At 47.4% G+C, this 13,601-nt stretch carries 13 protein-coding genes; 7 read left to right on the forward strand and 6 right to left on the reverse strand.

The genetic code is table 11. The features are described 5' to 3' along the window. The first annotated feature begins 46 nt into the window (after nucleotides 1-46). The 3 genes from H615_RS22570 to H615_RS0112545 all read left to right on the forward strand — a co-directional run bounded on the left by H615_RS22570 (nucleotide 47) and on the right by H615_RS0112545 (nucleotide 1,421). Nucleotides 47-220 carry a hypothetical protein gene (locus H615_RS22570; protein ID WP_169516202.1) on the forward strand — a complete coding sequence of 58 codons (174 nt, stop codon included), beginning with the start codon at nucleotides 47-49 and terminating at the stop codon, nucleotides 218-220. 109 nt (nucleotides 221-329) lie between these two features. Further along, a complete protein-coding gene (locus tag H615_RS0112540) occupies nucleotides 330-809 on the forward strand; it encodes a GNAT family N-acetyltransferase (RefSeq protein WP_027955478.1) in 480 nt (159 codons plus the stop codon). A gap of 147 nt (nucleotides 810-956) precedes the next feature. After that, the gene (locus H615_RS0112545) at nucleotides 957-1,421 is read left to right on the forward strand and encodes a GNAT family N-acetyltransferase (RefSeq protein WP_027955479.1); all 465 of its coding nucleotides are present in this window, start codon (nucleotides 957-959) and stop codon (nucleotides 1,419-1,421) included. 180 nt (nucleotides 1,422-1,601) lie between these two features. Here the strand turns inward: H615_RS0112545 and H615_RS0112550 are convergent, their stop codons facing one another. The 5 genes from H615_RS0112550 to H615_RS0112570 all read right to left on the reverse strand — a co-directional run bounded on the left by H615_RS0112550 (nucleotide 1,602) and on the right by H615_RS0112570 (nucleotide 6,940). Next, the gene (locus H615_RS0112550; protein ID WP_027955480.1) at nucleotides 1,602-2,963 is read right to left on the reverse strand and encodes an aldehyde dehydrogenase; all 1,362 of its coding nucleotides are present in this window, start codon (nucleotides 2,961-2,963) and stop codon (nucleotides 1,602-1,604) included. A gap of 12 nt (nucleotides 2,964-2,975) precedes the next feature. Continuing rightward, the gene (gene rnz, locus H615_RS0112555) at nucleotides 2,976-3,902 is read right to left on the reverse strand and encodes a ribonuclease Z (protein ID WP_027955481.1); all 927 of its coding nucleotides are present in this window, start codon (nucleotides 3,900-3,902) and stop codon (nucleotides 2,976-2,978) included. Between the two features lie 106 nt (nucleotides 3,903-4,008). After that, nucleotides 4,009-5,025 (reverse strand): NADPH dehydrogenase NamA, encoded by a 1,017-nt coding sequence (gene namA, locus H615_RS0112560; RefSeq protein WP_027955482.1) that lies wholly within the window; start codon nucleotides 5,023-5,025, stop codon nucleotides 4,009-4,011. After that, nucleotides 5,022-6,191: a glycosyltransferase family 2 protein gene (locus tag H615_RS0112565; protein WP_027955483.1), complete on the reverse strand. Its 1,170-nt coding sequence runs from the start codon at nucleotides 6,189-6,191 to the stop codon at nucleotides 5,022-5,024. Before H615_RS0112565 ends, namA begins: the two co-directional genes overlap by 4 nt. Further along, nucleotides 6,191-6,940: a glycerophosphodiester phosphodiesterase gene (locus H615_RS0112570; RefSeq protein WP_035532061.1), complete on the reverse strand. Its 750-nt coding sequence runs from the start codon at nucleotides 6,938-6,940 to the stop codon at nucleotides 6,191-6,193. Before H615_RS0112570 ends, H615_RS0112565 begins: the two co-directional genes overlap by 1 nt. A gap of 81 nt (nucleotides 6,941-7,021) precedes the next feature. Between H615_RS0112570 and H615_RS0112575 the strand changes: the two genes are divergently transcribed. Further along, nucleotides 7,022-8,638, forward strand: a complete 1,617-nt coding sequence (locus H615_RS0112575; RefSeq protein WP_027955485.1) for a M20/M25/M40 family metallo-hydrolase — start codon at nucleotides 7,022-7,024, stop codon at nucleotides 8,636-8,638. Nucleotides 8,639-8,684: 46 nt separating this feature from the next. On the opposite strand, the gene H615_RS0112580 is transcribed toward H615_RS0112575, so the two are convergent. Then, nucleotides 8,685-10,208, reverse strand: coding sequence for an AbgT family transporter (locus tag H615_RS0112580; RefSeq protein ID WP_027955486.1), 1,524 nt, complete (start codon nucleotides 10,206-10,208; stop codon nucleotides 8,685-8,687). Between the two features lie 216 nt (nucleotides 10,209-10,424). Here H615_RS0112580 and H615_RS0112585 point away from each other — a divergent pair, with 216 nt between their 5' ends. The 3 genes from H615_RS0112585 (at nucleotide 10,425) to H615_RS0112595 (ending at nucleotide 13,591) form a co-directional block, all read left to right on the forward strand. Continuing rightward, complete coding sequence (locus H615_RS0112585; RefSeq protein ID WP_027955487.1) at nucleotides 10,425-11,390, forward strand: MBL fold metallo-hydrolase; 966 nt, start codon at nucleotides 10,425-10,427, stop codon at nucleotides 11,388-11,390. 4 nt (nucleotides 11,391-11,394) lie between these two features. Further along, nucleotides 11,395-12,189, forward strand: a complete 795-nt coding sequence (locus H615_RS0112590; RefSeq protein ID WP_027955488.1) for an SDR family NAD(P)-dependent oxidoreductase — start codon at nucleotides 11,395-11,397, stop codon at nucleotides 12,187-12,189. Between the two features lie 127 nt (nucleotides 12,190-12,316). Then, a complete protein-coding gene (locus H615_RS0112595; RefSeq protein WP_035532063.1) occupies nucleotides 12,317-13,591 on the forward strand; it encodes a Y-family DNA polymerase in 1,275 nt (424 codons plus the stop codon). Nucleotides 13,592-13,601: the final 10 nt, after the last annotated feature.

Raw genomic sequence — 13,601 nt, forward strand, 5'->3', positions numbered from 1 at the left:
AGTAAGGACAGAGATTAAATATAGGTAGTAGGAGGAGAATTGCAATATGAATAAAAGAATTAAGGATCGCATTATCTCTGCACTCGCTTATGCAGTCGCTGCTATTCTCTTCGGATACTTCATATTCGGTGAAATGAACTGGTCACTTGTATTAGGATTAACGCTAGGCGGTTTCACTTTTCCTATAACAGGCAAGTTTGGGCGTAGTAACACATCGTAAAAACCACTCGAATTCAAGTCTTAAAGAAACGGGGGCAATTACTCAATAGAGTTTTTGTCTAATGTGTAATGCGTGACATTCTAACTATCTATACTTAGGAGGGCTATTAATGGAGATTACAGCAATAAGTGATATTTCCAAGGCTAAAGTAATTGATTTTTTCAAGCAGCATTGGGGTAGTACAGTAATGGTTATTTCTTCTGGGATTTATGATTGTAGTAAACTGGACGGATATGCGGTATTAGATAATGACGAGGCAGTTATTGGTTTAATTACTTATATAATTACCAACGATACATGCGGAATTATTTCTTTGGATAGCACAGAAGAAAATAAAGGGATCGGGACCTCTCTTATAAAAGCAGTTGAGAGAGGTGCATTAGAGAATGAATGTAAATACATAAACCTTATAACCACTAATGATAATTTATTAGCACTGAAGTTTTACCAAAAACGTGGTTATGTTTTAGCAGATTTATATAGAAATGCAGTTGGAAAAGCAAGGGAATTGAAGCCCGAAATTCCATTTGAAGGTAACGATGGTATTCCTATTAGAGACGAAATTAAGCTCGAAAAATTATTAAGATAATAGCCAGAGTAGTTTGTATTTCACTCTAATCTCTTGAGTCTAAGCCTTTCGCTGGTGTGGGCTATTCTTCAATAAAGACGAAAGCTTTTGTGCTCACAGAGAAGGATAGTTGAAGAAGGGTTTTGATATTTACGAAGGGGGATTAAAATGATCTTTGAGGATATTGATATAAATAAACATCAAGATACAGTAGTTAGATTTCGGAAAGATTCATTTTATGTAAGTTTTGGGGATACTATGAGTTTCGGTGAAGAAGAGGAATATTTAAGCTGGTTAGATGAAAAAATCGGAGATTTTCCTGAAGGTTTTGTATTAGCCAAAGAAGATGGTAAATATATCGGACAACTTGAATTAACTATTCATAAATACGAAGGCAATAAAATTGGGTATGTAAACTTGTATTATTTAACACCGGAAATGCGTGGACAAGGTAAAGGGAAAGTTTTACACCAATATGCAAAGCAATTCTTTAAAAACAATGAAGTTCGTGAGTATCATCTAAGAGTCTCTCCATCAAATAACCACGCGATCAAGTTTTATCGTTCATTCGGAATGGATGAAATCGGTCCAGAAGTTGGTGGAAAAGTAATTAGAATGAAAGGTTATATATGAGATTTTATATAGTTCTAGTGGACGCTTAGTTTAACACTTGAATTCAAGATATTTCGAATTCAAGTGTTAAACAAAAGGGACTTTAGTTCAATAAGTCAATTACCAAAAAAAGGAACCCCATAAAATTGGAAGTTCCTTTTTGTAGTAATATCAACTCTAAAATTTAACAGAGTCTTTTAATTAACCGAAGATCCGCTTCATGATAGCCAGTCCAAGGGATGAACCGGGATAACGGAAGCTTTGATCGAATTTAGTGGTTTGTTTTGTAATGCTCTTCTGATGGGTGAACGTGTCAAAGCTGGCCTGGCCGTGGTAATGACCCATGCCACTTTCACCAACGCCCCCGAAGGGGAGGTGAGGGTTGATAATATGGTAAAGGGTGTCATTGATACAGCCTCCACCGAATGAAATGCGGTTGAGCACCTGCTGCTGTTCGATTTCATTTTCTCCGAAGTAATAAAGGGCCAGTGGTTTTGGACGTTCGTTAATCTGTTCAACCACCTCATCCAGTTCATCATAGGTGAGGACCGGAAGAATCGGTCCGAAAATCTCATCCTGCATCACAGGATCAGCCCAAGTCACCTGATCGAGGATGGTGGGAGCGATTTTCTCCTGGCGTTCATCGACAGCTCCCCCGACAACGGTCGTACCGGACGTTAAATAATTGGAAAGTCTCTCAAAGTGGGAGGCATTCACGATTTTCGTATAGTCCGGGTTTTTGAGAGGATGTTCTCCGTAGAACTCCTGGATGTACTTCTTCATCGATCGGATCAGGTCAGCCTTCACTTCATGATGGACGTACAAATAGTCCGGAGCAATGCAGGTCTGCCCGGCATTGGTGAATTTCCCCCAGACAATCCGTTTGGCAGCAAGGTCTACGGAAGCATCTTTATGGACGATGGTCGGGCTCTTCCCGCCAAGTTCGAGTGTGACTGGAATCAACCGTTGGCTCGCTTTTTCCATGATGATTTTCCCAACCGGAACACTTCCTGTGAAGAAGATGTAGTCCAGAGGCTGGTCGAGCAGCTCCTGTGTCACGTCCTTATCCCCTTCCACAACAGTAATATAGGAGGAAGGGAAGTACTGCTCCACCATCTTTTTCAATACCCAGGAAACGGTCGGTGTCAGTTCGGAGGGTTTAAGGATGACCGTATTTCCAGCCGCAACGGCTCCGATCACCGGGGCGAGGGCCAGCTGAATCGGATAATTCCACGGGGCAATGACAAGGACGGTTCCGAATGGCTCTTTTTTGATGTAGTTTTTTGAACCGGTATGTGTGAGAGGCGCTTTAACCTTTGTCGGCTGCATCCAATTTTTCAACTGTTTAAGATGATGGTCGATTTCACTCTTAAGAAAAGCAATCTCTGAGGCATAGGCTTCATATTCGGATTTGTTCAAATCAAATTTTAATGCATTCAAAATCGGTTTTTCAAAGGTGGTGAGCATCTGTTTCATCTTCTGCAGCTGCTCCCTGCGAAAGGTGTAGCTTCTCGTGTGACCTTCCTGGAACCATGATTTCTGTGCTTGTACAATGGTATGCATCCTAGGGCCTCCTCAATGATTTCTGGAAATATAATGCTGGTAAAAATCCTTGGAAATGGTCGTGTTCGGGAAAATTTCCCTGGCTTCATCCAGCAGCTGCTGGACAGCTTTTCCCTGGTACCTGGATGAGATGTGGTTGAGAATCAACTCGCGCACGCCGGCTTCTTTAGCAAGGGAGGCGGCCTGTTTCACGGTGGAATGGAAATAATTAAAGGCCATTTCCTCCTGATCACCGGCAAATGTTGCTTCATGAACGAGGACATCAAAGTCTTTCAAGGTCCCTGCAAGCTCCGGAAGACAGCGGGTATCACCAAGAATGGCTACTTTCCTTCCTTTTTTAGGGGGACCGGTGACATCGTTCCGTCGAATGATTCGTCCATCCTCGAGCTCTGTTTCCGGCCGGCTTTTAATCTGCTGATAAAGAGGGCCGGGATGGATACCAAGCTCCTGCAGCTTTGATGGGAGGAGTTCACCGAGCTGGTCCTTTTCCTTTAGGAGATACCCAAAGCTCTCAAGCCCATGCTCCAGACGGACAGCTTCAACAATAAACTGTTTATCCTCAAACAACAGCCCCTCTTCAACCTCTTCGACATACAGAGGGTAACGCAGGTGTGTTCCGCTTAATCTCAAGCTGATATCAATGTATTCTTTTAATCCGCGAGGACCGTAAACGGTTACAGGACTCTCGCCGCCCTGGAAGGACCGGCTGCTTAATAAACCGGGCAGCCCGTATATATGGTCGCCGTGCAGGTGGGTAATGAAAATAGCTTCGATTCTGCGGGGCCTTATCGTTGTATTCAGGATCTGCTGCTGGGTGCCTTCCCCGCAGTCAAAGACCCATGTGGTTCCCCGTTCTTCGAGCATTCGTAAAACGAGCGAAGAAACATTCCGCTCTTTTGATGGGACTCCGGATCCTGTCCCTAGAAAAAATAGTTCCATAGCAACACACTCCTACTTTCTCCATCATACCATCCGCGGAAGGAGAACTCACTTCATATGGTACAAAAAACTGCTGGACTTGGATCCGGCAGTTGAGGTGCATCCTTTACCAGGCTCTTGTATACGGCCTTGGTCCTTCTAATGAATAACCAAGATCATCAGCAGCCTGTTTCGGCCAGTAAGGGTTCCTTAAAAAAGCGCGGGCGATGAAGATCAAGTCGGCCCGTTCGTTCTGCAGAATTTCCTCTGCCTGTACCCCGCTGGTGATTAACCCGACGGCTCCTGCCGCAATATCCGCCCCGTGCTTGATCTGTTCAGCAAATGTCACCTGATAACCGGGGTAAGGATCGATGGATGCAGGGACGACGCCCCCTGAGCTGACATCGATGAGATCCACTCCCTGCGTTTTCATCTCGGAGGAGAAATAAAGAAAGTCATCCATGGTATTCCCATCCTCATGATATTCTTCACCGGATATCCGTACAAACAATGGACCGGACCACACTTCTTTGACGGCTTCAATGACTTTACGAAGAAAGAGGTACCGGCGCTCGCGGCTGCCTCCGTATTGGTCCGTCCGGAAGTTGGTGAGCGGGGACAAAAACTGGTTAATCAAGTAGCCATGGGCGGCGTGAAGTTCGATGATATCGAATCCGGCTTTTTCTGCACGTTCGGCACTTTTGCGGAAAGCTTCGATGGCTGATTCAATTTTTTCCTTGGACATTTCCACAGGTTCTTTCATCGAAGAGTTGAATGCTTTTGCACTCGGAGCGAAAATCTCTCCCTGGAGATTCGCTTTACGTCCGGCATGAGCAAGTTGTATGGCGGAGGCAGCTCCATGACGGTGAATGCCATCATTGATCTTCTTCAATCCTTCGATATGGTCATCCTCCCAGATGCCGAGGTCCTCGTGGGAGATCCTTCCTTCCGGTAGAACGGAGGTTGCTTCAATCATCACAAGACCAGCCTGGCCGGCAGCGCGGCTTTCGTAGTGGGCGAGATGGAAGGGCTGGACTCTTCCGTCCTGTTCGTGTGAGGAATACATACACATGGGAGACATAACGATCCGGTTTTTTAACGTGACGTTTTTTATCGTGCAGGGTTGGAACAATTGATGTTTCATTCAGACTCCTCCTTGGTGTCCCGGAAATTCTGTTTCAGTTCACGCAGCGAATACCGGCTTCCCCGCCATTCAATGCCGCCTCTGAACCATGTCAGGATGAGGGCCCGTGTCAGCATGTAGAGAAACAGAACGGCGGACAGCGGGAGGGCAGAGGCAAGCCACAGTGGATACGTTGTAAACGCCCGGGTCGATAAGATATATAAATAAAATAACAAAAGGACATTGATGAAGCTAATCATCTGCACGGAGGAATCGGGATGAAACAAAAGGAAAAAGGGAAGGACCTGGGATAGAAAGACACCAAATAAAGCAGAAATGGAAAGCAGGAATGAATAGTTCAGTCCGGCAAAGGCGTTTTTCTCAAACCCTTTCAGGGCAGAAGGGAGATCTGGATACCATTCAACAGAGAGGTGCTGTGTAGCGGAAACGAACATTTGAGAGTAACGTGCGGCTTTCATCCGCTGACCAAGAGCCAGATCATCGTCCGCCCGCATTTTCATTTTTTCATGGCCGCCGATATTTTGATACGCCTCAGCTCGAATGAACTGGAAGGCACCAATTCCCATCCCTTGATTTGACTCCGGATCATTTGCGGTCCATGGTCGTTTCAAGTAACTGAACCCGAATAAGAAAAAAGAGATTAAACCTTTTAAAAGGAACGAACCGGCCTTGAGATCAGGAGCGGCTGTTACATAGTCGAGCTGATGCTTTTCCATCAGCTTCACGGCATATCGGAGGGTATCCTCGTGGAAATGGATATCCGCATCTGTAAATACTAGATAGTCTCCTCCGGCCTTGGAGGCTCCCAGGTGAAGGGCGTGATTTTTACCGAGCCAGCCTTCCGGGAGATCCGTTACGTGAACAGGGATAATCTGCGGATGACGGGCAGCCGCCTCATCAATCCATGTGCCCGTCTTGTCGGTAGAGCGGTCATTGATGACGATGATTTCATTAGGAGGGAGGGTTTGTTGAACAAGGGAATCCAGCGTCTGGGTGATCGCTGTTTCCTCGTCCTTCGCAGCGATGATAATGGAAATGTCCGCCACCGGCTCTGAATGTGAAAGGCCGGCTGAAGACAGGAAGGGGACTTTCCGTATCCCTGTCTTAAAATCAACAAGTAAAACGAACCATACAACCGCTGTCAGCACGTAGATCCAGAACAGCATTATCGTCCACTCCGTTTATGGTGCAGATCTCTGTATTCAAGAGCAAGGTGCGGCACATCGGTAAAAATGCCATTGACTCCAAGCTTGTAGCATTTTTTCATCAGGGCCGGTCGATTGACGGTATAGATGCGCAGGGCCAGTTTTTCCTTGGCGGCCTGTTTAACGAGTCGTTTGTCCAACAGGCGGTGTTTCACATGAAGGGCATCGGCCTGCAGGGATTTCGCATAGTGAGGAAGCCGCCTCATTTTTGTAGAGGTGAGAAAGGCTGTCTCTACGGAGGGGTTAATTTTTTTCATCCGTTCGATAGAATCCGAATTGAAGCTTGATATGACGGTCCGTTCCAGAACGTGATACCGCTTTAAGGAATCGTAGACGATGCGTTCAATATTCTTGTATTCAATGACATTTGTTTTTAATTCCACATTCAGGAACATCGGCTGGTCCCGAAACCAGCGAAGGAACTCGTCTAGTGATACAATGGATGTATCAGAAAATTCCGGCGAAAACCAGCTTCCAGCATCAAGAAGCCGGAGTTCCGCATATGTATAATCTTGTACGAACCCGGTTCCATTCGTCGTACGTCTCAGGTTTTCATCATGGATGAGGACGGGAACCTGGTCTTTCGTCAGCTGGACGTCGGTTTCAATTCCCTCTGCGCCAGCCTGACGAGCCAGCTCAAAAGCGGGCATGGTGTTTTCCGGAGCCAGTTTACTTGCTCCTCTGTGGGCATAAACGAGTGTTTTTACCAAGGGGGTCACCTCTTCCAAGTGGGCTCTATGAGTCTGATTGTGTTTGATATTCTGTGAAAAGTCAACAAGGAGTGTGGAGTGATGAAGGTATGGCAGACGAAAGAACAATTGACGGATCTGCTCTGTTCGCTGGTGGAGTATCCGAGTATTACGAACAGTGATGAAGAGATCGCCATCATTGAATACTTATATTATATTTTGGAGGACAGGGATTATTATAAAAAGCATCCCGATCACCTCAAGCGGCATCCTCTTGATGATGGACGACAGCTTCTCACTGCGCTTGTGAAAAATGGAGAAGCGGAGGAAACCATCGTCCTGCTTGCTCATGTGGATGTCGTTGGTGTCGAAGATTACGGATCGTATCAGAATCTGGCGTTCTATCCACGTGAGTTAACACAGGAACTACATAAAAACAGCAGCGACCTGCCAAAAGAAGCGTTGAAGGATTTGGAATCCGGAAACTGGCTCTTCGGGCGGGGGACGATGGATATGAAAGCCGGTCTAACCGTTCATTTGTCTCTTCTGGAAAAGGCGATGAATGGTGAATTTGAAGGGAATCTACTGCTCATTGCGGTCCCCGATGAGGAAGTGAACTCTGAAGGGATGCTGGCAGCACTCCCGGCCTTGAGGGAAATCAAAGAACAAGAAAGTCTCGTGTATAAGACCGCTTTGAACGGCGAGCCGATGTTCAGTAAGTATCCTGGTGATCCGGCCTACTATTTATATACCGGTTCCATAGGGAAAGCGCTGCCCGGTTTCCTGTGTTACGGGAAGGAAACCCATGCAGGGGAGCCCTTCGGTGGTTTGAATGCCAATTTAATGGTCAGCTATCTGGCTCAGGAAATGGAGCTGAATGAAGCCTTTATCGAAAAGGTCGGGGAGGAGCGGACACCGCCGCCGATCAGTTTGATGCAGCGGGACTTGAAATTTGAATATTCCGTACAGACCCCGCAGGCAGCTGTGGCCATGTACAACGTCCTGTATATGAAGCAGACGATCAAGGAATTGAATGAGAAGCTGCTGCTGGCCGCCCAACGTGCAAAAGCCAAGATCATCAATCATTATCATCATCAGGCATCGTATTATTTGGAAGGCACCCAGACGTCAGCCTTTCATCCGGATATCACGATCCTTACGTATGACCAGCTTTACAAAGAAGCGGTCGAAAGGTATGGGGAGATGGAAGTGGAACGTCGGCAGAACCGGCTTGTTAAACTGCGTGATCAGGGAGATCGTGATTTCTCAACGACTCTCGTGCAGAGTCTCGCTTCCCTGTGTAAGGATATCAGTCCGATGATTGTTCTTTTTTACAGTCCACCGTTCTACCCGGCGGTTTCCTCGCACCACGATCCAATGATCCAGCACGGAGCGCAGACAGCTATGGATTATGCCCGGACACATTATGGTGAAGAACTCGAAGTGGTGGAGTACTTTACAGGATTGTCAGACTTGAGTTTCATCGGCCCGACATCCGCCCGCTCGTCCCTGACGGATTTGACGAAACAGATGCCGATTCACGGAAATGGGTTTGAATGGCCGGCGGAGGACATGGAATCGATCACAATGCCGATTATTAACGTAGGCCCTCTGGGTAGGGACCCTCACCAGTGGACGGAGCGGCTTGAGTTGACCTACAGTTTTGAAAAGCTTCCAAAAATCGTAACCGAAACGATTCACGAACTATTTAAAGCTTGAAACACATAAGAAAAGCCTGGAATGAAAATCATTCCAGGCTTTTTGATTATCCATTGTATTCGAAACCGGCACCAGGACCGATTGGAAGACCTGTCATCATCCAGATGAGGAGCATAATCATCCAGATGATGAAGAATGCAATGGAATATGGGAGCATGGCGGAAATCAGTGTACCAATGCCCACTTTTTTATCATATTTTTGTGCAAAAGCAATCACAATCGCAAAGTACGGCATCAACGGTGAGATGACGTTGGTCGTAGAATCTGCAATCCGGTAGGCAAGGGTTGTCAGTTCCGGTGAATAGCCGAGCTGCATCATAAGTGGCACGAAAACCGGCGCCATGATGGCCCATTTGGCGGAAGAGCTTCCGATAAACAGGTTGATGAAACCAGCGACAAAAATGAACGCAATGATTAACCCGATGCCTGTAAAGCCGAGATTATCAAGGAATTCCGCGCCACTGACGGCAATGACTTTACCAAGGTTGGTATGGTTGAAGTAGGCAACGAACTGTCCTGCCGTAAAGGCAAGGACGATGTACATGCCCATGGAAGCCATCGTATCGGACATCTGCCCGGCGACATCCTTATCGTTTTTAATTTCCTTCGTCACTTTTCCATAAATAAATCCTGGGACAAAGAACAAAATCAAGATAACAGGAACAAGGCTGTGGAAAAATGGTGAAGCGAGAAAGTCATCCGGATCCCGCAGCGGCCCCCACTCCGGGACAACAAGAAGAGCCATGAGAGCGATGGTCACGATGAAACCGATCAGAGCACCTGTCATTCCTTTTTTCTCAAGGGCTGTTAAGTAGTTGACTTCTTCCTTCACGCCACCCTTATACGTGCCAAGACGCGGCTCAACGATTTTATCTGTTACAATGGTACCGACAATCGTTAAGACAAACACAGAGACAATCATGAAGTAATAGTTCATCGTATACAAAATCGTGTCCGCATACTCCGGATCAATGGTAGCAGCTGCCTGAATCGTTAAATCACCAAGCAGTGGATCCAGAGCGGTCAGCAGCAGGTTGGCACTGAACCCGGCGGATACACCGGCAAAAGCAGCTGCAAGTCCTGCGAGCGGATGTCGGCCGAGGCCGGCAAACAGTACGGCGCCGAGAGGCGTCAGTACGACATACCCGGCGTCTGCGGCCATACTGGACATAATTCCTCCGAAAACGAGGGACGCGGTCATTAATGAGCGTGGCACGGAAGTAACCAGACCCCGGAGCATCGCACTGATCAATCCGGACCTCTCAGCAATCCCGATACCCAGCATCGTGACCAACACGGTTCCAAGCGGTGCGAACCCTACAAAGTTTTCAACCATACTTTCAAACATATATTTAATACCTTCACTGGAAAGCAGATTCACCACCTGCAGGGTTTCACCTGAAGCGGGATCTTCCACTTCAACACCTGCTGTGGAAGCAATCCATGAAGCAATGATAACCAGCAGTGCAAAAACAGCAAACAATGTAACAGGGTGGGGAAGTTTGTTCCCGACACGTTCCACGCCGTCAAGCAGGCGCATTGTCAGCCCTTTTTTCTCCTGTTTTTCCATGATTCTCCTCCTTACAGCTTTTCAAAAAGTTCTTTCTTTTACATAGACGCGTTAAAGTATAAAGAATTGTAAGACTTTTTTGAAGGGTGTTTGAAAAAGTGCTACTAGAAAGAGTATTACGAATTATAGGATATTTAAACATCCGCACACGGGAAATCCGAAAAGAAACATGGTACAATATAAGAAATGAATGTTCATTCAGTTTGGAGGAAGGGTATGAAAACGTTGAAAGATACAATTACTCAAATCACAATGCCGACGCCCTATGCGGTGGGAGATGTCCATACGTACCTGTTGAAAGGGGACCGCCTTACCCTTGTGGATGCCGGTGTCCGTACAGAAGATGCCTGGAACGCGCTTGTCGATCAGTTGAAAATGACAGGGTACCAGCCGGAGGATATTGAGCAGGTGATCCTTACTCATCATCATCCGGATCATATGGGATGGGTGGATCGTTTTTCACGTGTCCAGACGATCGCAGGTCATCCTAAATTGAAGCCGTGGCTGGAGAGGGATGACGGCTTCTTTGAACGGTACGAATCTTTTTTTAAGTGGATGTATAAGGAATCGGGTGTCCCGGAGCGTTTTGATTCCCTTTTGAAAGGACTGAAAAAACCTTTGAAATGGACGGCAGAGGGGAAAATGACGCACCTCCTGGAAGAAGGCCGTCTTCTTCCGGGCCATGACGAATGGCAGGTGCTTGAAACCCCTGGTCATGCCCAGAACCATCTGTCCTTTTTCCGCAAAGAGGACGGTGCCCTGATCGGGGGAGATCATCTTCTTGCCCATATTTCCTCCAACCCTTTACTGGAGCCTGCCTACAGTCCGGGAGAAGGACGGCCGAAGCCTCTTCTTCAGTACCGGGCTTCCATGAAAAAACTGCTTCCTTTGAACATGAACACGGTTTACCCTGGCCATGGGAAGGTGTTCGGTGACGTGAACGCTCTTATACAAACGCGTCTGACAAAGCAGGAGCAGCGGGCGGAAAAAGTTTTCCGCATGTTTAAGGACGGACCGCAGCGTGCCTATGACATATGTGAGCGTCTGTTTCCCAAGCATGTAGAATCCCAGCTTGGGCTGACGATGTCGGAGACTGTAGGGCAGCTGGATTATTTGGAGTCGATAAATCGGCTGAAAACGTCTATCATAGAAGGGGAGAAATTTTACGAAATGAACGGGTGATGACATGAATGAACGTTTAAAGGGAAAAAAGATCCTGATTACCGGGGCCTCCAGTGGAATCGGACAGTTTCTTGCCATCCATGCAGCATCAGAAGGTGCTGTTCCGATTTTGACGGCCAGGTCAGAGGATAAACTTGAACTGATGAGTGAAACCATTGAAAGCACTTTCGGCACATCCTGCCCATGGTATAAAGCGGATCTGTCCAATGATGCAGAATGGAAAGACACGATTGACAGAATCTGCTATGAGCAGGGGTCTGTTGATGCATTGATTAACAATGCAGGGGTGGCAGTGTTCGATTATGTAGCCGATTCAAACTGGCAGGATATTGACCGGATGGTGTCGGTCAATGTGACGTCGTTGTTCCGCGCGACTCATCAACTGCTGCCCCACCTGCTTCAGAACGGGGAAGGGCATATTGTGAATATCGCCTCCCAGGCTGGAAAGATGGCGACGCCTAAATCCGCTGTTTACGCCGCTACGAAACATGCGGTACTCGGGTTTACCAACGCATTAAGGATGGAAGTAGAGCCGCTCGGCCTTCATGTTACGAGCGTCAATCTCGGCCCTGTCCGTACAAACTTTTTTAAACAGGCGGACCCGAGCGGGAATTATGAAAAAGCCGTGGATAAGATGATGCTGGATCCGAATAAGGTGGCAAGGATTGTCATCAGCCGCTTATTCACGAAACAGCGGGAGATCAACCTGCCTTCCTGGATGAATTCAGGAAGTAAAGTCTACGCGGTGGCACCTTCAGCGGTCGAAAAAATCATGCATAAACAGTTTAAGAAAAAATAAGGATATCCCACCTCCGGGCCTGCTGCCCGGAGGTTTTTTATATTCAGGAGCAGGATGACAGGAATTGGAACTTGCAAACACGAACATATATTCGCATAATAGTAGTAAAAACGAAAGGAGAAGGGGCATGAGCAATCCGAATATTGATTACACCCGCTATCCGGATCGTGGAATCCTCTGTGTAGATATGAAAAGTTTTTACGCCAGCTGTGCAGCGATTGACCGCGGGCTTGATCCTTTAACCTGTCCACTGGCCGTCGTTGCGGATATGAACCGGAGAGGGAGCGTTGTTTTGGCTGCTACACCGGCCATGAAACAGAAATACGGCATCCGCACGGGGAGCCGTCTGTTTGAAATACCATCGTCACCGGATATTGTGATTGTGTCCGCTCAGATGAGGAAATATTTGGAGGTGTCTACACAAGTCACGCACCTCTTTCATAAATTCGTTCCCAAAGAGAACATCCATACGTACAGTGTCGATGAAAGCTTTTTGGAAGTTGGGGGGAACAAGGGGAAATTCGGCCGTCCGGATGAGACGGCACGGATGATTATTAATGAATTGAAGGAAACCTTCCATTTGGATGCCGCCATCGGAATCGGACCGAATATGCTGTTATCAAAACTGTGTCTCGATCTGGAAGCGAAAAAAAAGGGCATAGCCCGCTGGACGTTTGAGAACTTCCAGGAGAAACTGTGGCCCGTCGCTCCCTTGTCTGAGATGTGGGGGATCGGGCCGCGGATGGAGCACAGGCTGAACCGGATGGGCATCTGGTCAGTCGGCCAGCTGGCAAAATTCCCGCTGGAACGACTGGAGAAGGCATTTGGTGTGATGGGGAATCAGCTTTATTACCATGCGAATGGGGTGGACTTATCCGATCCGGGAGCTCCGATTATCCATGGCCAGGTCAGCTATGGAAAAAGTCAGATTCTCCTCAGGGATTATCCGGACCCTGAGGAAGTGAAGTATGTTATCCTGGAAATGTGTGAGGAGGTGGCCCGTCGTGCGCGCCGCAAGGGCCATGCGGGCCGGACGATTTCGCTCGGTATCGGCTACAGTAAAAGGGAAGATGGCAGCGGCTTTCACCGGTCTGTATCCATCAACCAGCCGACAAGCATTACGATGGATATTTACCATGCCTGCCTCACATTGTTTCACCGCTTTTACCACGGGGGAGTCGTCCGCCGCATATCCATTTCGCTTGGCAATATTACGGAGGATGCCAGTGTTCAGCTGGACTTGTTTGATCAAGGAAGGGATAAAAAACGTGACCTCGGTTATGTCATGGATGAGATTCGTGAACGGTTCGGCCAGGATATGCTGCTCCGGGCGGTTTCCTGGACGGACGCCGGCACAGCTCGACATCGCAGCCGTCTAGTTGGCGGACATTATGCCGAATAAAATCAAAACG

The organism is Halobacillus kuroshimensis DSM 18393, assembly GCF_000425705.1.
Taxonomy (GTDB): Bacteria; Bacillota; Bacilli; order Bacillales; family Halobacillaceae; genus Halobacillus; species Halobacillus kuroshimensis.

Bases quoted from the DNA above. Each gene is read 5' to 3' on its own strand.
- H615_RS22570 (WP_169516202.1), top strand. From the start codon at position 47: ATGAATAAAAGAATTAAGGATCGCATTATCTCTGCACTCGCTTATGCA.
- H615_RS0112540 (WP_027955478.1), top strand. From the start codon at position 330: ATGGAGATTACAGCAATAAGTGATATTTCCAAGGCTAAAGTAATTGAT.
- H615_RS0112545 (WP_027955479.1), top strand. From the start codon at position 957: ATGATCTTTGAGGATATTGATATAAATAAACATCAAGATACAGTAGTT.
- H615_RS0112550 (WP_027955480.1), bottom strand. From the start codon at position 2,963: ATGCATACCATTGTACAAGCACAGAAATCATGGTTCCAGGAAGGTCAC.
- rnz (WP_027955481.1), bottom strand. From the start codon at position 3,902: ATGGAACTATTTTTTCTAGGGACAGGATCCGGAGTCCCATCAAAAGAG.
- namA (WP_027955482.1), bottom strand. From the start codon at position 5,025: ATGAAACATCAATTGTTCCAACCCTGCACGATAAAAAACGTCACGTTA.
- H615_RS0112565 (WP_027955483.1), bottom strand. From the start codon at position 6,191: ATGCTGTTCTGGATCTACGTGCTGACAGCGGTTGTATGGTTCGTTTTA.
- H615_RS0112575 (WP_027955485.1), top strand. From the start codon at position 7,022: ATGAAGGTATGGCAGACGAAAGAACAATTGACGGATCTGCTCTGTTCG.
- H615_RS0112580 (WP_027955486.1), bottom strand. From the start codon at position 10,208: ATGGAAAAACAGGAGAAAAAAGGGCTGACAATGCGCCTGCTTGACGGC.
- H615_RS0112585 (WP_027955487.1), top strand. From the start codon at position 10,425: ATGAAAACGTTGAAAGATACAATTACTCAAATCACAATGCCGACGCCC.
- H615_RS0112590 (WP_027955488.1), top strand. From the start codon at position 11,395: ATGAATGAACGTTTAAAGGGAAAAAAGATCCTGATTACCGGGGCCTCC.
- H615_RS0112595 (WP_035532063.1), top strand. From the start codon at position 12,317: ATGAGCAATCCGAATATTGATTACACCCGCTATCCGGATCGTGGAATC.